Raw genomic sequence first — 20,682 nt, 5'->3', positions numbered from 1 at the left:
CGGGCTCCTCCTGGTCGCGGCAACGGCTCGCCGTCCAGGATCTTCCGTCCGGATCGGGCCGGATCGGTGAGCGGGGTCCGGGTGCGTGCGATCGCGGGGCGGAGGAGGGAGCCATGGCGGAACCCCGGCGACCGACCCCGACGCGGCGGGCGCACACCCGGGGCACGCGAGCCCGGCATGACCCAGACGAAAGCCCCCGGCCGCTGCGGGAGTCCGACTCGTCCCCGTCCGGCATTGAACCCACCCCATGAAGGAGCCCCTTGTGGGACTCGATCTGATCAACGGCATTCCCGCCCACGTCCTGTTCGTGCACGTCGTCGTGGTCCTGGTGCCCCTCACCGCCCTCTCCCTGATCCTGTGCGCCACCGTCCCCTCCGTCATGCGCAGGTTCGGCCTCGCCCTGCCGGCCCTCGCCCTGGTACCCCTGATCAGCGTGCCGCTGACGACCAACGCCGGCGAGTGGCTGGAACGGCATGTGGAATCCAATGCCCTGGTCCGCAAGCACACCGGACTCGGCGACCAGCTGCTCCCCTGGGTCATCGGGCTCTTCCTGGCGTCCGCGGCGGTGTGGTGGCTCCACCACCGCGCCGGCCACCGCACCCCCGGGGCGGAGGGGTCCTCCGGCACGGTGAGCACGCCGCTCCGCGTCACCGCTGCGGTGCTGTCTCTCTTCATCGGCGTGGGTGCGGGCGTGCAGGTCTACCGAATCGGTGATTCGGGCGCCAGAGCCGCTTGGCACGACGCCTACTCCACCACTGCGCACCCCCATCGCGACTGACCGGCACGTGGTGTGCCGCACCTCCGTTCCAGGGGTGCGGCCGCACCGTCCAGGGGCCGTCCTCCCCGGCGGCCGCCGATGTTCACTTCGCGGAGCAAACGGCCTCGACGAAGTGGCCCACCTTCTCCTCCGGCAGGCGACGCGCCAGGTCCGCCTCACTGATCATGCCGACCAGCCGGTGGTTCTCGATGACCGGAAGCCGCCGGATCCTGTGTTCCTCCATGACACGCAGGACATCGTCCGTGTCGGTCTCGATATCGACGGTGATCGGTTTGCCCTGCTCGAGCATGCCTGCGGTCATGGTCTTCGGATCTTTCCCCTTGGCCAGGCACTTCACCACGATGTCGCGGTCGGTGACGATGCCGTGGAGCCTGTCGTCCGGCCCGCAGACCGGGAGCGCCCCGACATCCAGCTCGCTCATCCGGCGCGCCGCGGCCTCCAGGCTCTCACTCTCCTGGATGCAGGTCGCACCTGTGTGCATGATCTCGCGTGCGATGGTCATGGCCATCCCCTTCCGGACCGGAATGCCCGGACACAACCCATGGTCCGGGCACGATCCGAATCGCTCCCCCGAATCCAGTGTGGGTGCTTCGTGCCCCGTACGCATGCCGGTCGAGAAGGGGTGTGAACCAGCTACGTGTGAGCCGACACCGCGAGGAACCCGATGCCGCCCGGACCGGACTCGGCGGCACTGACGGGGCAGGGACGGCATTCGGAGAGGACCAGGCACCCGGACGGGCCGGTGCCGCAGCCGCCGAGGACCGCTACGTACCGCCCCCGAATATCCGGCCTCGGTGGGTGGCGGCGTTGTTCACCGCTGTTCACGCAGCAGTGCGAGACGGCGTTTGTACTCGTCCTCGTCGATTTCCCCGCGGGCGAACCGTTCCGCGAGCAGGTCTTCGGCCCGTCGGCTTCCCCACGCCGGATCACCGGAGGACGGGCCAGGTCGGTGATCACGGTGGAGGCCGGCTAGGTGGCGGGCAATGGCAACGGTCCCCACGATCAGCAGCGACCAGAACACAACCATGATCACTGTCATGAAGAGCCATCCGCTCCACCCCCAGCCGCCGTCGTACCACATCATGCCAATCACCTCCTTCCGGACTGTCGCCAACAGTTCCAGCGTGGCGCTGCGTGTCATCGATGAGAAGGGGAAACATGGCCCCTGTCGTGGGCTGAACGGTCCGTACCGGTCTGCGTTGCAGGCAGCCGCTGACGAGATCCGCTCAAGACGCTGTGCCTCGCGTACCCCGCAGGCCGGGAAGCCGGTTCCGGGAAACGTATGGCCGGACGACAGCGGCACGGCCACTCACGCGTTGGTGGATGAACCCGGCCCATCGGCCGACCCGGCTCATCGAACGCGTCGCAGTGAATCCGAGTGGCGGAGCCCGTTCGGCGCTGACGCTTGACTTCGGGCACCGTCTCTTCCGTAACGTCGCTCCATGCCGGAAGAGAAAAGCCCGGGCACGCCCGGAAAGCTGACGCGCTCGCTGTACGAGCAGGAGCTGTACCGGCTCCAGACCGAGCTGGTGAGGCTTCAGGAGTGGGTGCGTGCCGAAGGCGCACGGCTCGTCGTGGTGTTCGAGGGACGTGACGCGGCAGGCAAGGGCAGCACGATCAAGCGCGTCACCGAGCATCTCAACCCCCGGGTGGCGCGTATCGTCGCGCTGCCGCGGCCCACCGAGCGCGAGCGCGGCCAGTGGTACTTCCAGCGCTATGCCGAGCATCTTCCGGCTGCGGGGGAAATGGCCCTGTTCGACCGGAGCTGGTACAACCGGGCCGGCGTCGAGCGCGTCATGGGTTTTTGCACGATGGAGGAGCATCAGCGGTTCCTCCGGCAGTGCCCGATCTTCGAGCGGATGCTGGTGGAGGACGGCGTTCTGCTGCGCAAGTACTGGTTCTCGGTCAGTGACACGGTGCAGGAGGAGCGGTTCCGGCGGCGGCTGCGGGACCCCACGCGCCGGTGGAAGATTTCGCCGATGGACCTGGAGTCGATCACCCGCTGGGAGGCCTATTCACGGGCGAAGGACGAGATGTTCGTCCACACCGACATCTCGGAGGCCCCGTGGTACGTCGTCGAGAGCGACGACAAGCGCAGGGCCCGCCTGAACATGATCTCCCATCTCCTGTCGACCGTGCCGTACGGAATGGTCGAGCCGCCGGTGATCGAACTGCCGCCGCGGCCCTTGGCCACCGGGTACCGACGACCGCCGAGAGACCTTCAGACGTACGTCCCCGACCACGCCTCACAGCTCGGGAAGTAAGGCGAAGGGGGCACGCGATCAGGCCGCGGGAGGCACGACGGCCACTGGACAACCGGCGCGTGGCGGAGCAGGGCAGGGGCAACTCGGCCGAGTCGGAGTCCGAGGTGGTCCCGGCCGCGATGCGCCCCGGCGGCAACCAGGTCTGCGGCTCCGGCGGCACGTGTACCCGGCTGTCGGACTCGACGCGCAAGCGATGGCCGGGGCTGCCGGTCATCGGCTCACGGATCCCGTTCGGCGGCCGCCACGTGCTGTTTGACCGAGGCGAAGCTGTCCGGTGCCACCGAGATCGAGTCGATACCGGTCCTCACCAGGAATTCGGTGAAGGCGGGGTCGTCGCTGGGGCGCTGGCCGCAGAGGCCTACTGCCCGGTCGGCGGAATGGGCGCGCAGTACGAGCAGCCGAATGCTCTGTGTGACCGCGGGGTCGGTCTCGTCGAAGACGTGGGCGAGGATCTCGGAGTCGCGGTCGATGCCCAGGGTGAGCTGGGTCAGGTCGTTGCTCCCGATGGAGAAGCCGTCGAAACGTCGGGCGAAGTCCTCGGCCAGGATGATGTTTGAGGGAATCTCCGCCATGACGTAGACCTTGAGTCCGTTCCCACCGCGGCGCAGTCCCTGCTCCGCCATGACGTCCAGCACCTGGTCGGCCTCTTCCGTGGTGCGGCAGAAGGGAATCATGACGATGACGTTCGTCAGCCCCATCTCGTCGCGGACCCGGCGCAGTGCCCGGCATTCCAGGGCGAAGCCTTCGCGGTAGTCGTCGCTGTAATAGCGGCTGGCACCGCGCCAGCCGATCATCGGGTTCGCCTCGACGGGTTCGAATGCCCGGCCGCCGAGCAGCCGGGCGTACTCATTGGTCTTGAAGTCGCTGGTCCGTACGACGACCGGGTCGGGCCAGCGGGATGCGGCGATGCGCGCCACTCCGTGGGCCAGCCGGTCGACGAAGTACCGGGAGCGGTCGAGATGGCCCTCGGTGAGCTGCTCGATGGCACAGCGGTCGTGCCGGTCCAGGCGCTCCGGGTGCAGCAGTGCCATGGGGTGCGCCTTGACCTGGTGGGCGACGATGAACTCCAGGCGTGCGAGCCCGACGCCGTCGGCGGGCAGGCGCCACCACCGGAAGGCGGCGGACGGATCGGCGAGGTTGAGCATCACATGGGTCCGGGTGGCGGGGAGCTCGGTGAGATCGGTCTCGTGCTCCTCGTACGCCAGCAGTCCCGCGTACACCCGGCCGCGGGTCCCCTCGGCGCACGAGACGGTGGCGTTCTGGCCGCTGGACAGCACCTCGGTTGCCCGCCCCGTCCCGACGACGGCCGGCACACCGAGTTCGCGGCTGACGATGGCCGCGTGCGAGGTCCGGCCGCCGTGGTCGGTGACGATCGCGGAGGCCCGCTTCATGACGGGTTCCCAGTCGGGATCGGTGATGCCCGTGACGAGCACACCGCCGGTCGGGAAGCGGTCGAGGTCCACGGGCGAGCCGAGGACGACGACCGGACCCGAGCCGATGGCCTCGCCGACCGCGATGCCTTCGACGAGGCTTTGCTGCGGAGTGGCGCTCAGGCTGCAACGGCGCAGTGTCGTCGCGCGCCGACGCGACTGCACGGTCTCGGGGCGGGCCTGAACGATCGCCAGTTCCCCTGTCAGACCGTCCTTGGCCCATTCCAGGTCCATGGGGCAGCCGTAGTGTGCTTCGACGGTCATCGCCCATTCGGCCAGCTGCCGTACCTCCGTGCCCGTCAGCACGCATCGCGAGCGCTCCTCATCGGTCGTGTCGACGGAACGGGTCCGTCCGTGCCGCCCGTAGACCGCCTTCCTCCGCTTCCCTCCGATCCGAACATCGATCACGGGATCCAGCGCCGGGTACTTGAGACTCGGCTTGAAGACCGTGTGCTCGTCGGGGTCGACCTGGCCGCTGACGACGGTCTCGCCCAGGCCCCACGCGGCGCTGACCACGATGACCTCGGGAAATCCGCTCTCGGGGTCGAGGGTGAAGATGACCCCGGCGCCTGCGAGGTCGGAGCGGACCATGATCTGGACGCCGACGGAGAGAGCCACCGCAAGGTGGTCGAAGCCCATCCGTTCCCGGTAATCGATCGCCCGGTCGGTGAACAACGAGGCGTAGCAACGGTGGCAGGACAGGAGCAGCTGGGCAGGTCCGCGTACGTTCAGGTAGGTCTCCTGCTGGCCGGCAAAGCTGGCCTGGGGAAGGTCCTCGGCGGTGGCACTGCTTCGCACGGCGACTTCGGGGTCCTCTCGCCCCTGGTCGCGTGCGAGCTGTTCGTACGCGGAGACGATCTCGGTCCGCAGTCCGGCCGGAAGCGGCTCCGCCATGATCATCGATCGGATCCCCGCCCCCACCTCGTCCAGCGCGACCCCATCGTGCAATTGCTCGATCTGCTCCTCGATCCGCGCACGCAGCCCGTGGCTGTCGAGCAGTTCCCCGTACGCATCGGCCGTCGTCGCGAACCCCGGGGGCACCCGCACACCCGCAGCTGCCAGGTGTGCGGTCATTTCCCCCAGTGAGGCGTTCTTGCCGCCGACGAGGCCAACGTCCTGCCGGCCGAATTCCGCGAACGGTGCGACGCGCCGAGTGGTTGCCATGATGTCCTCCGCCGCGAGTGCGATGGCTGCGGGCTCAGTGGGGCACCGGTCGACCGCGGGGGTGCGCAGATCCTCTCGCGCATGGCGGCACTACCTCCCCGGCCGGGTCCTCATCCGGATGCGTTGCATCGTCGTCGCCCCTTCGGAAGGGGCGGAGTCCGGACGAGGCGCCCGAAATCCACGATCGCTCCCCCGGATACCTCGCCGCAGGGCCGAGGAGGCCAGGATCCGGGCCGAGTGGGCCGTGCCCGAGAGGGACCGATCGGCCCATGGCCGGCCGGGCAGGGGCCTTGCGGACGGGCAGCGGGGGTGCCGCGCCGGAACGGATCTCAGCCCGGGACGAGGACGGCGGCCCCGCGGACCCGGTCCGCGGCCAGATCGCCCAGAGCCCGGTCTGCACGGCTCAGCGGATAAGGGCTTACGGTGACCCGGATGCCGATCCGTGCGGCCGTGTCCAGAAAATCACGGCCGTCCTGCCGGGTGTTGGAGGTGACACTGCGCAGATCGCGTTCCTCGAAGAGGTGGCGCCGGTAGTTGAGCACGGGTATGTCGGTGAGGTGGATGCCCGCGACGGCAAGCGTTCCCGAACGGTCCAGCGCCTCCAGTGCCACGGGCACCAGATCACCGACCGGCGCGAACAGGATCGCCGAATCCAGGGGTTCGGGCGGACGGTCGTACGCACCGCCCGCGGAGGAGGCCCCCAGGTCGAGGGCGAGTTCACGGGCCCGTTCCGAACGGGTCAGCACGTGCACAGTCGCTCCTTCGGCCAGAGCGACCTGTGCCGCCAGATGGGCCGAGGCCCCGAAGCCGTAGATCCCGAGCCGGCCACCGGACGGCAGGGCGCTGCGGCGCAGGGCGCGGTAGCCGATGATCCCGGCGCACAGCAGTGGCGCCAGCTCTGCGGCGTCCTGGTCCTCCGGGAGCCGGTACGCGTAGTCGGCCGGTACGAGGGCGATGTCGGCGAAGCCACCGTCCGCGTCCCAGCCGGTGTAGAGGGAGGCCGGGCAGAGGTTCTCCCGGCCGGCACGGCAGTAGGGGCAGTGGCCGCAGGTGCTGCGCAGCCAGGCTCCACCGACCCGGTCCCCGGCCCGGAATCGCGTGACGGACTCGCCGACGGCGGCCACCCGGCCGACGATCTCATGGCCGGGAACGGTCGACGCCCGGTGCGGACTCAGGTCGCCCTCGGCAAGGTGCAGGTCCGTGCGGCACACACCGCACGCCTCCACCGTGAGCAACAGTTCACCGGGCCCCGGTGGGGGCATCGCACGCCGCACACGCACCAGCGGGCCGTCACCGATCGGTCCGGGGCTCCCTACGGCCCACCCGGTCAGCACTTCCGAAGCCGACCCGCGTGTCATGCTCCCAGCCTCGCGCCGACCGGCAGGTCCGGCAAACGCCCACTGCGAAGCGGAAGCTGCTCACCGCTCCGTCCGGCCACGCCCCGGCCGTTCGGACAGGTGACGAAACCCACCGATGTGGCCGGTGCGCCCTCGCCTGCAGCCGCGATACCGAGAACGGGCGGCGGTCTCCGCCACCCCGTCGGCCGATCACGACTGGGGGCACCGGTTTCCCGGCCCTCCGGGGGATGGATCTGTCGCTCGGAGGCCCGGTACCGGCCTCGGCCCGGTCCGCCGGACAGGCCCTGGCCCAGGGAACGGGATGCGCTGCGTCGAAGAGCCATCCGGGACCGGGACAGGGACGATCGGCCCATACGTGCCGGGCGGCGATCCGCTGCATGCTGAAGCCACCGCCCCCTGCCCCGGAGCCCACAATGCTCACCGAAACACCCGGCGACACCGTACTGACCGACCTCGTCACCGATGCCACCGCCGCCCCGTCGATGCACAATGCCCAGCCCTGGAAGTTCCGCTACGGGCGCCGGAGCCGCACCCTCACGCTCCGGGCGGACTTCGAGCGCGCGATGCCGAAGGCCGATCCCTCTACCCGCGCCCTTCACATCGGCTGCGGCGCGGCCCTGCTCAACCTGCGGGTCTCCGCCGCCCACCACGGCCTGGACGCGGTCACCGTACTGCTGCCCGTGCCGTCGGACCCCGCCGTACTGGCCACCGTCCGTCTCGGCATCCGCCCCGAGGCCGCGCGGGAACCCGCTGATGGGGCTCTCGCGGTTCTCCACCCGGCGATCAAGGACCGGCACACCAGCCGTTATCCGTTCGACGAACGGCCGGTGCCTGACGACGTCCGGGCACGACTCGCCGACGCGGCCCGGGCCGAAGGCGCGGACTTCGCGTTCCTGACCCCGATTCACCTGGAGACCGTGCTCGGACTGATCCGGGACGCCGAGGGCTACGACCGCGGTGACCCGGCGCGGGACGCGGAACAGCGACGCTGGACGCGGAACACGAGGAGCGAGGCTCCCGTGGACGGAATCCCCGACTACGCTTTCGGCCCTCGCGACGCCTCCGAACGAGCCACCACCCGCGACTTCGCCGGGACCCGGATCGTTCCCGGCCGGGCCCGTGTCCTGTTCGAGAACCGGCCTCAACTGGCCCTGCTGAGCACCCCGGGCGACCGTGTCGCGGACTGGCTGTGCGCGGGCCAGGCTCTGGAACGCGTCCTGCTGACGGCCACACTCCACCAGGTGTCCACCTCGTTCGCGACGCAGCCGCTCGAATGGCCGGACCTGCGCTGGATTCTGCGCGACCCGGTCTTCGGCACGGGACACCCGCAGATGATCGTCCGTCTGGGGTACGGGCCGAGCGGGCCGCGCACGCCGCGACGTCCTCTCGACCATGTACTGACCATCGACCCGTAGGAACCACGGCCGCGTGCATCGCAGCGGGGAGCCATCCGAGCAGGAAAGACGGTGGGAGCCACGCAGCTTCCGGTAGCCGTCGGAGCGGGCGGATCGGAGGGCGGTCTCCGCGCCCCGGACCGGACCGTGGCAGAAGCGGCGCGCTCACGGCTTTCCTCGTGCGTCGTCCATGCTTCGTTGTGGGAACACTACGAAGGCATGCTTCCCGCCTTCGACGCCGGGCGTCCGGCCGAGCAGGTCCTCGACAGGCAGCTCGTCGCATCCGCACAAGAACGTGCAGGCCGCCTCCACCCGGAGGTGAGGACGGTCTCCGGCGTACGGCCCGAGACCCCGGAGCGTCGGCACCTCGCGGTCGGGCTGCTGCGCTTCGTCACCACGGCAGATGGCCTCCCCCGGCCGGTGCGGTTTCCTCACCGCCACCGGTCCGGCCATCCGGCCCGGGGCAACAACCGTCCTTGACCAGCTTCTGTTCCGCGGCCGTGTCGACGGCACGGAGCCCTTTCTGCAGGCCGCGGAGCATCACCCGAATCCCGGGTCCGCGAAAGGAACACCTGCTCGCGCGAGTACCGGGAATCTCGCGAGGGCCGCGACCGGACGTCGGCACGGCCCCGGCAAGCCCTCCTGATGATCCGGCCATATCCGTACCTGTCCTGGCGCCGATCCGGTTCCACTGCTGCGGAATTGGCGTCGGATCGCCACGCGGTCACCTCCCCGGGCGCGACGCGACCGCACGCACATTCGACCTCGCGGTGTTACAAAGGGCACTGTGGTTAGTCGCTTCGGCCGATTTCGGAGCGCACGGATTCGGTCACTTACGGGCAGACGTCCCCGGAGTCTTGCAGGCCAGGTCTTCGCTCTGCAGGTGGCTGTCGTCGTGCTCCTCGTGGTCGTTGCGGTGCTGGCACTCGTAGCGGAGGCCCGGCACGACAACAGCACGGAGGCGAAAAACCGCTCCATCGCCGTCGCGCAGACGTTCGCCCACTCCCCGGGCCTCCTGGCCGCCCTGAGGAGCCCTGACCCTGCTGCGGTGCTCCAGCCGCTCACCGAGTCGGGCCGGAAGGCGGCCGGCGTCGATTTCATCGTGGTGATGGACACGAAAGGGACCCGCTACACGCACCCCCGTCCCGAGCTGATCGGGAAGAAGGCGGTCGCCACCATCGCCCCGGCACTGGCCGGTCAGGTGTACACCGAGAGCGTCAACGGCCCGCTCGGGCGCGAGGCGCAGGTGATCGTCCCCGTCCACGATCACGCGAAGGTCGTCGCCCTGGTGGCTGCCGGCATGAAGGTCGAGAACGTGAACGGAGCGGTGGCACGGCAGATTCCGATCATCCTCGGTGCGGGAGCAGTCGCGCTCGGAGCAGCCATGAGCGGGACGGCTCTGGTGTCCAGGCGGCTGCGGCGGCAGACCCACCGTCTGGGCCCCGCCGAGATGAATCTCATGTACGAGCATCACGACGCGGTACTGCACGCCGTGCGCGAAGGCGTACTCATCATCAGCAAGGACGGTCGACTACTGCTGGCCAACGACGAGGCCGGACGGCTGCTGGATCTGCCGCTCGACGCCGAGGGACGACACGTCTCGGACTTGTCCAGCCTTGATCCCGGCATGGTGGAGCTGTTGACCTCGGGGCGCGCGGCCACGGACGAAGTGCACCTCGCAGGAAGCCGACTGCTCGCGGTGAACCAGCGACCCACGGATCGTCACGGTGGGCCCCGGGAGACAGTCGCCACCTTGCGTGACTCCACAGAACTGCGAGCGCTGTCCGGCAGGGCGGAGAACGCGCGCGAGCGGCTGCGGCTGCTGTACGACGCGGGTCTCGGCATCGGTACCACGCTCGATGTGGTGCGCACGGCCGAGGAACTGACCGAGATCGCGGTCCCCCGGCTCGCCGACTTCGGAACCGTCGACCTGGCCGAACCGGTCCTCCACGGGGACGAGCCGGCCAGTACGGACACGGGCATGCGCCGCACCGCTGTACGCGGCATCCGGGACGGCCATCCCCTGTACGAACCCGGTCGGCTGATCAATTTTCGTCCCTCCACGCCACAGGCACGGGCCTTCGTCACAGGTCTGCCGGAGCTGGTGCCCGACCTGTCCGACGCTCCCGGCTGGCTCGCCCAGGACCCGGAGCGAACTCGGATGATCATCGATTACGGCATCCATTCGCTCATCACGGTGCCTCTCCAGGCACGGGGCGTCATCCTGGGCATGGCCAACTTCTGGCGCTCCGAGAAACCCCAGCCATTCGAAGAGGACGACCTGTCCCTGGCCGAAGAACTGGCCGCACGGGCGGCCGTCAGCATCGACAACGCCCGCCGCTACACCCGTGAGCACACCATGGCAGCGACGCTGCAACGCAGCCTGCTCCCGCGGGCCCTGCCCGAACAGAGCGCGCTCGACGTCGCCCATCGCTACCTGCCCGCATTCTCCGGGGTGAGCGGCGACTGGTTCGACGTGATCCCGCTCCCGGGCAGCCGGGTGGCACTGGTCGTCGGAGACGTCGTCGGCCACGGCCTGCACGCGGCCGCAACCATGGGCCGGCTGCGTACGGCCGTGCACAACTTCTCCACACTCGACCTGTCGCCCGACGAGATCCTTCGCCACCTGGACGACCTGGTCGGGCGCATCGACCAGGAGGAGGCGGAAGCCACCGCCGATCCGGGGGTCATGGGAGCCACCTGCCTGTACGCGATCTACGATCCCGTCTCCCGCCGTTGCGCCATGGCCCGGGCCGGGCATCCTCCGCCCGCGCTGGTCCGGCCCGACGGCAGTGTGTCGTTCCCCGACCTGCCTGCCGGCCCGCCCCTGGGCCTGGGCGGCGTGCCGTTCGAGACGGCTGAGCTGGAGGTGGCGGAGGGCACGCAGTTCGTCCTCTACACCGATGGGCTCATCGAGGACCGCACCCGGGACATCGACGTGGGGATCGAGCTGCTGCGGCAGGTCCTGGCGGGCCATCCCGACCGGTCGCCGGAGAAGAGCTGCCAGGCGGTTCTCGACGCGCTCCTGCCAGATCGGCCGAAGGACGATGTGGCGCTGCTCATCGCCCGGGCGCGGGCGATCCCGCCCAACCGTGCCGTCGACTGGGACGTGCCGTTCGATCCTGCCGCTGTGGCGGGAATGCGTGCTGCCGTGGCAGAAAAAGCCGACGACTGGGGTCTGTCCGAGCTTGCGTTCGCCACGGAACTGGTGCTCAGCGAGTTGATCACCAACGCCATTCGCTACGGCTCCGCGCCGGTCACCGTACGGCTGCTGTACGACCGCACCCTGACCTGCGAGGTGGCCGACAGCAGCAGTACCTCGCCCCATCTGCGTGATGCCGCCGCGATGGACGAAGGGGGCCGCGGTCTGTTCCTCGTCGCACAGCTGGCCCAGCGCTGGGGCACCCGTTACACCCCTCGGGGGAAAGTCATCTGGGCGGAGATGTCGTTGCCCCGACCCGACGGGAGCACGGAAGGCCCGGCGCGGTCGGACGTCCTCGACGCGGAACTCTGACCGCTCGGCAAGTCCCCGAGAAGAGCAATTCCTCGACCGTCCGGCACGGTGGCCTGGGCAACGGTCGTCGTGCGACCGACGCCGACAGCCACGGACATCTGCGGCACGCGCACCGCGTGAGCAGTCGTGCCCTGTCCGTCCCCGGCGGTCATGCCCCGGAGCTTCGCTTGATCGTGGGCAAGGGGTCCGGAGAAGGCCCTGAAAGCGATCAAGGATGGGGTACGAGGAGGACCGGGCAGTGCGAATGGTGCAGGACCGCATGCGTCACATGGCCGAGCGGGGAGCCGATGGAGTGGGGACGTCGACGGGATCCGATGACGATCACGTCGACGCCGGCAGTCGCTGCCACCAACGCCTCGGAGACGGAGCCGGTACGAACGACGTGTTCGGTCACCGTGAGGTCCGGGAAGTCCTTGCGCACGGGCGCGACGAGCCTGGCGGTGGCGGTCGACTGGTCAGCGGCGAGCCGGTCCGCACCGTCGAACATCGTCGCCATGCTGCCGATGTTCTCCAGGAAGACCCATGCACTGAGCACCTGCAGCGAGGATCCGTCCCTCGTTGCCAGGGCGGCGGCGACGCGCAACGTCTCCTCGTCGCGCTCGTCCCGTGCCGCGGCCAGCACGACGCCGACCGGTTCGCGGCCGTCACTCCTCGGCACGACGACGACCGGGAGGGGGGAGCGTGCGGCCACCCGGAGGGAGTCCGAGCCGACCAGCAAGGACGCGAATCCGCCACGCCCCCGGGAGCCCACGACGATCGTGGCGTCGGAACCCGCTGCGTCGAGCAGGCATGCCGCCGGTTCGTTCTCGCACATGGCCGTCGTCACAGGGACGGCGGGCGCAAGCCGGCGGGCGAGTACGGCAGCCCCTTCCAGCACGCCTTGCGCGAAGTCTTCGATCTGACGGCTGTCCTCCCGGGAAAGGTACGGTCTGCCGTGGCCCGTCGCGGTCGCGTACACGATCCGCAGCGGCCGACCACGAGCAGCCGCCTCGCCCGCGGCCCACCGCACCGCCCGCGTCGCATGGTCGGAGCCATCGGTGCCGACCACGACCGGTCCCGTCATGGCCACGTCTGATCGAGTGATGTCCATGGTCTCTCCTCGGAATTACGCGTGCCGATCCGCCGGCGATTTCGGAACTGCTCGGGCAGTTCGGCTTCCCCTCGTCCCACTCCTTCTTCCACCCCCCCCCTCGGCCTGATGGTGTCCACTGCGGGGTCTCCGGCATCGGAGACGAGCCGGGCTTCGGTCCTCACGGCATCCGGGAGAACTGCGGCACGACGGATCCCGGTGCCGTGCACCGCGCAGCCCGTGGCGGTCGATGCGAAGAACGCAGCCGACAGAAGAACCTGAACCGGGCACCCTGTCCCAGTGCTGGTTCCGGTCCAAAGCGCAAACCGGCAGACCACGGGTACCGAACCCGCCGGGTCCTGGGCCTGTTCCCGCTTCAGGGGCACTTCCTCGGTCATGTTCCAGCCTCACTCCCCGACTGCGCCGCTCCTTGCCCGTGGCGCGCCGTGAAACCCGTGGACGGGAGCGGATGCCACCATCCTGTCCGCCCTGTGCGGCTTGCAGCATGGGCTGAGCGGGGCGCGGAACCGGGCCGGTCGGCCCAAGCGCCTTGTGTCCCGGGCCGCACACAATGGGGTGGACCAGGAGTATGCGGAACGATGTTTCGTGCCGCGCGGCGTGGCCGAGCCGCCCCTCCGGAGGAACGCATATCGTCCGGAGCGGATGGGCGGGTCCATACCATCGGCCGGAAATGGAAGCCCCATGTCAACGACCAGGAGTCTGCTCGACGCGGTCCCGCCCGAGAGCCGGGCCCGCTTGCTCGGCAAGGCGGCCCACGAGGTACCGCTGGTTCTCGGCGCGCGGCTCTTCGAGGAAGGAAGAAGGGCCGACCGATTCTGGGTCATCCGCTCCGGACAGGTCGAGGTCGACCTCCATGTGCCCGGCCGCCGCGCGGCGGTCGTCGAGACATTGGGACGGGACGATCTGCTGGGATGGTCGTGGCTCTTTCCCCCACATGTGTGGCACCTGGGCGCGCATGTGATCCGGGCGGGGCAGGCCGTGGAATTCGATGCCGCCGCCGTCCGCTCGCTGTGCGAGGCCGATGCGGTACTGGGCCGGGCCGTGTACAGGTTCGTCGCCGAGACCGTGGCAAAGCGCCTGTACGGAACACGGGAACGGCTGTTGCAGCTGTACGGCCCCCAGGGTGGGACTCCGGATGCCTGACCGGATCGGAGAACGGGACCGTTCGGCTCCGGGGTGTTCCGTCTGGACGAACTCACGACGGCGAGGAGGGTCGCCATGAGCGACGGCATGGGGCTCTCGGTGCAGAGGCGCCGATCCGCATGTTCCTGCTGGACTGCCGTGAGGTGGTCAGGCGCGGCGTGCAGGATCCTCTCGACGCCGAAGTCGTCGGCATCGGCACAGTCGATCACGTGTTGTCCCACTGCCCGGCTCTCCGCCCCGATGTCACGATTCTCGATGCGCGGCTGCCGGGCGGCGACGGGATCGCGGTCTGCGATGAGCTGCTCTCCCGCCGCGGAACGCCGACCCCCGGTCGGCCGTAGCCGCGCGAAGATGCTCACCTGACCGAGCGCCTCCGTCCGGGGCGCGAGCCACACTGCCGCCCCGGCGCCGTGCTCCCCGACGCCACACCGGCCGACCAGTGCGAGACCGCGCAGGCAGCGACTCCGAAGCGGCAACGAAAGGCATACCGGGCCCGCTTTCGGAACGCACCCCACGAGCTCGTGCGCGGTGGGCGGTGGGCGGTGGGCGGTGAAGCGTCGAGGCCGGGATGGCCGATCATGGCGGGTGATGGGGAATGCGTCCCGCGGAGTGGTCCTCGGCAACCGCCGGATCACGGATTTGCCGCCGACGTGATTACTGAACTCATCGCCGAGGCAGGTCCGTTGTGGCATGAACGTCATCAGGCCGGGATTGCACCCGGCTGGTGTTCGTCGCCCGGCTCCTGGTCTCCCTCGTCCACCTCCGTCACGGTGCCACTCACAACGTGCCGGCCTACTGGTTCGAAGTGGACCGCTCCACCATCACCCGGGCCATCGGCGAGGTGCGGCCCTGCTTGCCGAGTGGGGTGCACCATGAGCCCCGACGTGCGGCTGCGGGCCCTGGCCGATGCCGGCCGCCAGGACCCCGGAGCCCCGACCGTCGGACGCGTGGTGACACCACCGCACCGTAAGTCCGAGAAGGACGCCCACGACTGGTACGAGGAGATGTACGAGCGACAGCGCAAGGTACCTTCCTCGCATCACATCCGGGTCGAACACAGCATCGCCTGCCCGAAGATCGGATCTGTCTGTTGTGGCGCGATGCGAGCATCGAATGGTTCGGTCGAGTGGCTTGAGGACTTCATCACTGCGTGGCACGGCCCACGTCAACCGAGCTACGGCCTGACCGAGACAGAACTACCCGCGTTCCTCCCAGCGCCGCTCCAACGCCTGTATCGCCATGCCGGACGCTGGCCCGGCCCGAATCCGGAGGAGCACCTGCCGGACTCGCCCGGGATCTTCCAACAACAAGATGTGCTCGTACCCGCCGAGTCCCTGAGCCTTCATGACGGAACGGTCGAGTTCCTCAGCGAGAACCAGGACAGCTGGACATGCGGAAGAGGACCTGGATGCTTTGTCCGGCTCGGCGCGCGCACTCGGCAGGGTCGAACTCCGGGGCCAACCAGAACGAGATGCCGGCGCGGCGCAGGTCGTAAGGGCGGTTCGCCGGCTCAAGGACGTGCTAGTCAAGGGCGGGAGCGGCGTCACGCGTTCGTCCCCCAGACGATGCCGTACACCGCAGCATCGATGTGGGCCCGTCTTCAAAGGCGCTCGCGGAGCGGCTTCCACGAAACCGGCCGGCCGCTCCTACCTGCTGTCCCGTGCCCTCTCGTAGGCGGCGAGCTCCTCCGCATCACCGATGAAGGCCGGTCCGCAGTACGGTGGCAGGCGATCGATGACCATCGTTACTGCCGCTTGCGCGTCGTCCGTCTCGGCAATCCGCGGGCTGGTCCGACTCGGTCCTTCGACGTAGTACCGGCCGTCTCCCAGTGTGCCGATGTAAGGGACGTCCCAGGTATGGCGGATCTCCGTGCACCTGCTGAAGTGCAGCTCCCACATGCCGGTCCAGGGGTAGAGCTGACGCAGTAGCGGCTCGGCATGCGCCACCCGCACCAGCTCGGCAAACGGGGCGAAGAGCGGCGATTCCTCCGGCCGGCGAGGTTCACCCGCAGTGGCCAGGATCTTGTGCCAGGCTGCTTCGACATCATGAGTCATGCCGAGATTGTGCAGGCCCTGCCGCCATGTCACCAAAGATCGCCTCCTGGCAGATCATGGTCCGGCAGGCCGACATGAACTCAGCGACCAGGAGTGGGATCCGCCGACTCCGCCGATACCGCGGGCCGTGACCGGCCGACCGGGGGTGGATGACCGGCGGGTCATCCACGGCGTGCTCTACAAGATCCGCACCGGCCCGCCGTGGCGTGACCTCCCCCGACCGCTACGGGCCCGGACAAACGGTCTGCACCCGCTTCCGTCGCTACGCGTTGAACGGTGTCTTCGCCCAGGACTTGTCCGGCCGATCATGCTGCTCGTTAGGCTGGTGCCCAGGGAGGCTGTGATGGGTGCCGTGGAGATGAGCCGGACTGAAGCGGTCGCGCTCGTGCAGCGGACCATGTGTCCGAGGACGAGGTGGATGGGTGGCTGGACAGGCTCGACAGAGCTCTGGCCTGTCCATCGGGCCATGTCAGCAGTCTGGTCTTCTGGCCGCCGGAGCGAGAGCTTTCTGCCGATGAGGTGGTCGATCAGGCATTGGCCCATCGGGCGATCGTGTTGTGACACACGCGCCCAGGTGCGAAGCCAGATGACGAGGGCTGCTGCGGTTGCGGTGCCGAGGAAGACGCAGCCCCGCTTGTCGTAGCGGGTGACCACGGCTCTGGCGTGCTTGAGCCGGTTGGATCGTCCGTTCGACGGTGCTGCGTTTCCTGTACCGCTCTTCGCCGAAGCCGGGTGGCCGTCCGCCGCGTGCCCCTTTGCGCAGTCGGGCGGTCCGGCTGTCGGTCCTCCCCGGAATCGTGTGCCGGATGGCCCGGCGGAGGCCAACGCCAAGCCCCTCCGGGGCCGGGCCCGCGTCGAGCACGCATTCGCCTGCATGAAGCACTACAAGATCTTCCGCGACTGCCACCAACGCCACGACGGCCCCCGCCATGCGGTCCACGCCGTCACCCCATGCACAACCCCACCCTCACCGCCTGACCAGGACCACCGGAACCCGGCCCCGACCCGGCCGGACACAACCTTCCGCAACGCGCTTCAGGGCATGTCCGGCGCGGCCTCGCCGCAATTGCCGACACCCGGCCCGGTACCGGAGCGCTCAGCTCCCAGCACGGCGGCACTGGCGCAGATATACGAAGAATTCCTTCTTTGTACCCGACCAGTCCTGCGGTGTCACGCCCTGGACTCACCCGAAATGACAGGTATACGACCTATCGGTACGTTCGCCGCAAGTCGGCCGTCCGGTCGACGCCTCTGAGACGGAGAGAAGTGACATGTCTTCGCGCACCTTCACTGTGGCGGCCGCCGTAGTCAGCGCAGCCATCCTTGCCACCGGCATCACCTATGCCTCGGCTGACGGATTCGCCCAGGCCGAACCGGCTGCCGAGCGGGCCGAGCAGCCCGCTCACCGGGCCGCCCCGCCCGCCCGACCAGCCGCCCCCGCACCGGCCCCCCTCGGCAGCGAAGACGGAACGGAGAGCAAGGGCGACAAGGGCGGCGACCACGAAGGCTCCGATCGCGGAGGGCGCGACGACGAGGGCGGTGGGCGCGATCGCGGCTACGACGGGAAACGGGAAGAGAAGATCTACTTCAACGAACGGGCATACCCCGCCCATCCGGGGGGATGCGTCTCCGCGGCCAGCGGGCTGGGATCGAGCAGCTTCAGCATCTACAACAACAGCCGGAATGCGGTCGAGGTCTTTCGGGGGCTCGCCTGCGACGGCGGTTCCCCGGTCGCCACGGTCGGCCCCTATGGCAGCACCTACGGCGTCGCGACGCCCGCCGTCCAGGGCGGCGGGTTCATCGACAACGGCGTCGTGGGCAGCTTCCGGGTGATCGGTCACGACGAGTGGTGACAGCCCGTACTCCCGAGCGCCACCGGTAACTCTCAGCTCCTGGACAGCGGCGTCGGCAGCCTGCACATGTCGTTGAAGACCACGATGCCCCGGCCTTCCGACCAGTGCGCCGGGGCCGCCCCGCCCACATGGCCGAAGGCTCGCATCCAGGCTGATCGGGCGGCCCGCGCACCGTAGGTGAGGGGTCCCGGTCCCGTCCTGCGGCCGGGCCCCTCATCGGGCCAAGGCCCGCCGGACAGAACCTGACCTGCTGCACAGGGCGCGCCGGCAGGCCGCCGAGGCAGAAGTCACCGGCAAGGCCGTCGTCGGCCTGCGGTTCCTCGCCGACCGCCTGAACACTGCCACCGGTCTCGTCGGCTACCACCGCCGTCAGGTCCGGCCCCGGTAACAACGAAACAGCCGTCAGCGCTGGAAGGAGCTGACGCAATGCTCGGACTCGTCTGCAGGTGATCACTCAGCAGGCGAGTTCGAGGAATGCCTCATGGATGCCGTCACGGATGTCCCAGCGGATCCGTAGCCGTCCGAAGCCGTGGATCCAGACGTTCGTGCGCTCGACGACCCAACGGGCGGTGCCCAGGCCGGATCCGTGGGGTGCACCCCGGCGGGCGACAGCAGGCTCGATGCCGTGTTTCCACAGCAGGCGGCGGTACTTGTCGCAGTCGTAGCCACGGTCGGCGAACAGCTGCCGGGGCGGTAACGCGGTCGGCTGCCGACCGCCTGGGTCACCCCGGGCGAGGCATACGGGCAGGACCGGAACTTCCGCGCCGCCTGCTCGAACACCCCGGCCCGGGCCACGTCGTCGCGGTGCCCAGGTCCCGGCAGGTCAGGTCACTGGCCGGTGCCTGGCGCATCGACCGGCTCGTCGACGAAGCCCCCGCCGATGCCTGGCAGCCGCTGTCCTGCGGCAACAGGGCCAAGGGCCTGCGCGTCTACGACCGGGCCGCGGCGAAACTGCCCGCCGACATCGCCTTCGGCCCGGATCCGCCGTCCCGCCACCGCCGGGTGCCGACCCGGCGCAGCCTGTCCGACCCCGGCGAGATCGCCTGCTGCCTCGCCCACCCACCCGTCGGCTTCGAGACCGGCGAACCGGCCCGGGCCACCGGCAGCGGACGGGCGGTCGAGGAGTGTTTCCAGGCCCCGAAGAACGAGTACGACCCAAACGAGTACGAGGCCCGCCGCCACACCGGCTGGTACCGGCGCATCACCCCGGCCGTACTCGCCCACGCCGCCCTGGCCGCACCCGCCGCCCGGGCCGGCGACGAACCCGCAAAGAGGGCTGCCGACCGGACCGGATCCGACCGATCGCGGCAAGAACGGATCGAAGATCCACCTGATCGTCGACCGTAACGGCCTCCCGCTTGTGGTCGCCATCTCTGCGGCGAACACGCACGACAGCGCTCAACCTCTGATCCGGTCCATTCCGCCCGTCCGAAGCCGCCGCGGGCGGCGCCGAAGGCACTCTGGGAAGCTGCACGGCGACAAGGGCTACGACTACGACCACCACCGCCGATGGCTGCGCACACGAGGGATCACGCCCCGTATCGCAATCGCACGCCGCGGGACCGAGTCATCCCAGCGACTGGGCAGACACCTCTGATTCGTCGGACGCACCATGTCCTGACTGAACGGCTGCCACCGACGTTACGGACTGCACCGACGTTACGAGCGGCAGGCCCGAATACTTTCTCGCCTTCACCGCCATAGCCACCGCCCTGATCAACTATCGCCGACTCACCGAGTGGGAGCTGCACGGACGGGGGCGGCTTTGCGCTCATCGCCCGGATGGATGCGCGGTCGTGCTTCACAATGTCTCTCTGTGACGAGCACCTTGATGACCACGGCCATCGCGGTCGTCGGCACGCTGCTGGGCAGCGGACTGACGGCACTTGTGACCGCTCGGATTGAACGGCGAAAGAATGAGGCTCTGGAACGGCAGCAGATACGCCAAGAGGCCGCACAAGATCGCGCTGCGCTTCGTGAACTACGGGTCGAGCACCGGAGGTGGCGCCGGGATCGTCGACAAGCGGCCTACCAAGGCTTGATGGATGCAGCTCATGAAGCGCAGGGGGCTGTCTGGCAACTGGCACAGCTGACGCTGGAGCCCTACGACCAGCATCGTTACGACAAACGGCGTGGTGCAGCCATCGATGCTGTACGCGCAACCCGGCAGGCGGCGACCACGGTTGAGCTCGAGGGACCCACTGATGTGGCGCAGGCCGGTGCCGAGTACGCCGAAGCCATAGATCGGCACATCCACCCGCCCATTCAGTACCTGATGGAACTGAGCAGGGGGCCGCTGACCGATGAGCAGAAGGACCGCTATCGCTCCTCGGCTACGGAAACGGGCCTTCTCGTGGAGGACATGCGGCGGTGCTTCGTTCCTCTCGCGCGCGCGGCTCTGGACGAGTTGGTGGACGAGGCTGACCAGGGGACGCAAGCGGCTGCATGAGGTGCGGAGGGGCTGCCTGACCTCGTATCAGGGCTTCCGCGGCACTCACCGTGCCCGGCCCGCCGACGCCTGCCACCCTGCGGACGTATCACCATGCTCTCCGGCACCACCCGCCGGAACAGCTCCCACAACTCCTCAGGCACCATCTGCCCAACAAGGCTCGCCATGCCCTGGACGACAAGCCACTACGC

Annotated in this window: 15 protein-coding genes and 8 pseudogenes; 13 read left to right on the top strand and 10 right to left on the bottom strand. The window is 69.2% G+C overall.

Annotated elements, in window-relative coordinates; genetic code table 11:
- Positions 1-262 precede the first annotated feature (262 nt).
- Positions 263-778 (top strand): DUF2231 domain-containing protein, encoded by a 516-nt coding sequence (locus tag ABZZ04_RS33410; protein ID WP_356935969.1) that lies wholly within the window; start codon positions 263-265, stop codon positions 776-778.
- Between the two features lie 82 nt (positions 779-860).
- Here the strand turns inward: ABZZ04_RS33410 and ABZZ04_RS33405 are convergent, their stop codons facing one another.
- Positions 861-1,280, bottom strand: a complete 420-nt coding sequence (locus ABZZ04_RS33405; RefSeq protein WP_356935980.1) for a CBS domain-containing protein — start codon at positions 1,278-1,280, stop codon at positions 861-863.
- Between the two features lie 309 nt (positions 1,281-1,589).
- A complete protein-coding gene (locus ABZZ04_RS33400; RefSeq protein WP_356935968.1) occupies positions 1,590-1,919 on the bottom strand; it encodes a hypothetical protein in 330 nt (109 codons plus the stop codon).
- A gap of 301 nt (positions 1,920-2,220) precedes the next feature.
- Here ABZZ04_RS33400 and ppk2 point away from each other — a divergent pair, with 301 nt between their 5' ends.
- Positions 2,221-3,042: a polyphosphate kinase 2 gene (gene ppk2 / locus ABZZ04_RS33395; RefSeq protein WP_356935967.1), complete on the top strand. Its 822-nt coding sequence runs from the start codon at positions 2,221-2,223 to the stop codon at positions 3,040-3,042.
- An 18-nt stretch (positions 3,043-3,060) separates the two neighbouring features.
- Here ppk2 and ABZZ04_RS33390 read toward each other — a convergent pair.
- The 3 genes and pseudogenes from ABZZ04_RS33390 to ABZZ04_RS33380 all read right to left on the bottom strand — a co-directional run.
- Positions 3,061-3,197 (bottom strand): annotated as a pseudogene (locus tag ABZZ04_RS33390) (universal stress protein); the annotation flags it as partial.
- A 63-nt stretch (positions 3,198-3,260) separates the two neighbouring features.
- The gene (gene ppsA, locus ABZZ04_RS33385) at positions 3,261-5,636 is read right to left on the bottom strand and encodes a phosphoenolpyruvate synthase (RefSeq protein ID WP_356935966.1); all 2,376 of its coding nucleotides are present in this window, start codon (positions 5,634-5,636) and stop codon (positions 3,261-3,263) included.
- Between the two features lie 329 nt (positions 5,637-5,965).
- Positions 5,966-6,994, bottom strand: a complete 1,029-nt coding sequence (locus tag ABZZ04_RS33380) for a zinc-binding alcohol dehydrogenase family protein (protein ID WP_356935965.1) — start codon at positions 6,992-6,994, stop codon at positions 5,966-5,968.
- 413 nt (positions 6,995-7,407) lie between these two features.
- On the opposite strand from ABZZ04_RS33380, the gene ABZZ04_RS33375 reads away from it, so the two are divergent.
- Together ABZZ04_RS33375 and ABZZ04_RS33370 are read left to right on the top strand one after the other, a co-directional pair.
- Positions 7,408-8,409: a nitroreductase gene (locus ABZZ04_RS33375; RefSeq protein ID WP_356935964.1), complete on the top strand. Its 1,002-nt coding sequence runs from the start codon at positions 7,408-7,410 to the stop codon at positions 8,407-8,409.
- Positions 8,410-9,175: 766 nt separating this feature from the next.
- Positions 9,176-11,902, top strand: coding sequence for a SpoIIE family protein phosphatase (locus ABZZ04_RS33370; protein WP_356935963.1), 2,727 nt, complete (start codon positions 9,176-9,178; stop codon positions 11,900-11,902).
- A gap of 208 nt (positions 11,903-12,110) precedes the next feature.
- Here ABZZ04_RS33370 and ABZZ04_RS33365 read toward each other — a convergent pair whose 3' ends face one another.
- Positions 12,111-12,992, bottom strand: coding sequence for a universal stress protein (locus tag ABZZ04_RS33365; RefSeq protein ID WP_356935962.1), 882 nt, complete (start codon positions 12,990-12,992; stop codon positions 12,111-12,113).
- 681 nt (positions 12,993-13,673) lie between these two features.
- Here ABZZ04_RS33365 and ABZZ04_RS33360 point away from each other — a divergent pair.
- The 3 genes and pseudogenes from ABZZ04_RS33360 to ABZZ04_RS33350 all read left to right on the top strand — a co-directional run bounded on the left by ABZZ04_RS33360 (position 13,674) and on the right by ABZZ04_RS33350 (position 15,105).
- Positions 13,674-14,135, top strand: a complete 462-nt coding sequence (locus tag ABZZ04_RS33360; RefSeq protein WP_356935961.1) for a cyclic nucleotide-binding domain-containing protein — start codon at positions 13,674-13,676, stop codon at positions 14,133-14,135.
- 119 nt (positions 14,136-14,254) lie between these two features.
- Positions 14,255-14,446 (top strand): annotated as a pseudogene (locus tag ABZZ04_RS33355) (DNA-binding response regulator); the annotation flags it as partial.
- Between the two features lie 413 nt (positions 14,447-14,859).
- Complete coding sequence (locus ABZZ04_RS33350) at positions 14,860-15,105, top strand: transposase family protein (RefSeq protein ID WP_356935960.1); 246 nt, start codon at positions 14,860-14,862, stop codon at positions 15,103-15,105.
- Between the two features lie 676 nt (positions 15,106-15,781).
- Here the strand turns inward: ABZZ04_RS33350 and ABZZ04_RS33345 are convergent.
- Positions 15,782-16,189 (bottom strand): DUF6193 family natural product biosynthesis protein, encoded by a 408-nt coding sequence (locus tag ABZZ04_RS33345; RefSeq protein WP_356935959.1) that lies wholly within the window; start codon positions 16,187-16,189, stop codon positions 15,782-15,784.
- Positions 16,190-16,322: 133 nt separating this feature from the next.
- Here ABZZ04_RS33345 and ABZZ04_RS33340 point away from each other — a divergent pair.
- Both ABZZ04_RS33340 and ABZZ04_RS33335 read left to right on the top strand, forming a co-directional pair.
- Positions 16,323-16,422: pseudogene (locus ABZZ04_RS33340) on the top strand (transposase); the annotation flags it as partial.
- Positions 16,423-16,532: 110 nt separating this feature from the next.
- Positions 16,533-16,750, top strand: a pseudogene (locus ABZZ04_RS33335) (e9imm peptide).
- A 15-nt stretch (positions 16,751-16,765) separates the two neighbouring features.
- On the opposite strand, the pseudogene ABZZ04_RS33330 reads toward ABZZ04_RS33335, so the two are convergent.
- A pseudogene (locus tag ABZZ04_RS33330) lies at positions 16,766-17,006 on the bottom strand (IS5/IS1182 family transposase); the annotation flags it as partial.
- Positions 17,007-17,460: 454 nt separating this feature from the next.
- Here ABZZ04_RS33330 and ABZZ04_RS33325 point away from each other — a divergent pair.
- Positions 17,461-18,042 carry a hypothetical protein gene (locus ABZZ04_RS33325; RefSeq protein WP_356935958.1) on the top strand — a complete coding sequence of 194 codons (582 nt, stop codon included), beginning with the start codon at positions 17,461-17,463 and terminating at the stop codon, positions 18,040-18,042.
- 454 nt (positions 18,043-18,496) lie between these two features.
- Here ABZZ04_RS33325 and ABZZ04_RS33320 read toward each other — a convergent pair.
- Positions 18,497-18,733: pseudogene (locus ABZZ04_RS33320) on the bottom strand (transposase); the annotation flags it as partial.
- A 113-nt stretch (positions 18,734-18,846) separates the two neighbouring features.
- Between ABZZ04_RS33320 and ABZZ04_RS33315 the strand changes: the two are divergent.
- From ABZZ04_RS33315 to ABZZ04_RS33305, 3 genes and pseudogenes are all read left to right on the top strand, one after another.
- Entirely contained in the window at positions 18,847-19,389 is a 543-nt protein-coding gene (locus ABZZ04_RS33315) for a hypothetical protein (RefSeq protein ID WP_356935982.1), read from the top strand.
- A pseudogene (locus ABZZ04_RS33310) lies at positions 19,313-19,778 on the top strand (transposase); the annotation flags it as partial. The gene ABZZ04_RS33315 and the pseudogene ABZZ04_RS33310, both read left to right, overlap by 77 nt.
- An 80-nt stretch (positions 19,779-19,858) precedes the next feature.
- On the top strand, positions 19,859-20,491 hold the full coding sequence (locus tag ABZZ04_RS33305; RefSeq protein ID WP_356935981.1) for a hypothetical protein: 633 nt from the start codon (positions 19,859-19,861) through the stop codon (positions 20,489-20,491).
- 53 nt (positions 20,492-20,544) lie between these two features.
- Here the strand turns inward: ABZZ04_RS33305 and ABZZ04_RS33300 are convergent.
- A pseudogene (locus tag ABZZ04_RS33300) lies at positions 20,545-20,658 on the bottom strand (IS5/IS1182 family transposase); the annotation flags it as partial.
- Positions 20,659-20,682 lie beyond the last annotated feature (24 nt).

The organism is Streptomyces sp. NPDC006435 (assembly GCF_040612315.1).
Taxonomy (GTDB): Bacteria; Actinomycetota; Actinomycetes; order Streptomycetales; family Streptomycetaceae; genus Streptomyces.
This window is presented reverse-complemented; position numbering and strand designations above follow the sequence as displayed.

Bases quoted from the DNA above. Each gene is read 5' to 3' on its own strand.
- ABZZ04_RS33360 (WP_356935961.1), top strand. From the start codon at position 13,674: ATGTCAACGACCAGGAGTCTGCTCGACGCGGTCCCGCCCGAGAGCCGG.
- ABZZ04_RS33325 (WP_356935958.1), top strand. From the start codon at position 17,461: ATGTCTTCGCGCACCTTCACTGTGGCGGCCGCCGTAGTCAGCGCAGCC.
- ABZZ04_RS33400 (WP_356935968.1), bottom strand. From the start codon at position 1,919: ATGACACGCAGCGCCACGCTGGAACTGTTGGCGACAGTCCGGAAGGAG.
- ppsA (WP_356935966.1), bottom strand. From the start codon at position 5,636: ATGGCAACCACTCGGCGCGTCGCACCGTTCGCGGAATTCGGCCGGCAG.
- ABZZ04_RS33365 (WP_356935962.1), bottom strand. From the start codon at position 12,992: ATGGACATCACTCGATCAGACGTGGCCATGACGGGACCGGTCGTGGTC.
- ABZZ04_RS33375 (WP_356935964.1), top strand. From the start codon at position 7,408: ATGCTCACCGAAACACCCGGCGACACCGTACTGACCGACCTCGTCACC.
- ppk2 (WP_356935967.1), top strand. From the start codon at position 2,221: ATGCCGGAAGAGAAAAGCCCGGGCACGCCCGGAAAGCTGACGCGCTCG.
- ABZZ04_RS33380 (WP_356935965.1), bottom strand. From the start codon at position 6,994: ATGACACGCGGGTCGGCTTCGGAAGTGCTGACCGGGTGGGCCGTAGGG.
- ABZZ04_RS33345 (WP_356935959.1), bottom strand. From the start codon at position 16,189: ATGACTCATGATGTCGAAGCAGCCTGGCACAAGATCCTGGCCACTGCG.
- ABZZ04_RS33405 (WP_356935980.1), bottom strand. From the start codon at position 1,280: ATGACCATCGCACGCGAGATCATGCACACAGGTGCGACCTGCATCCAG.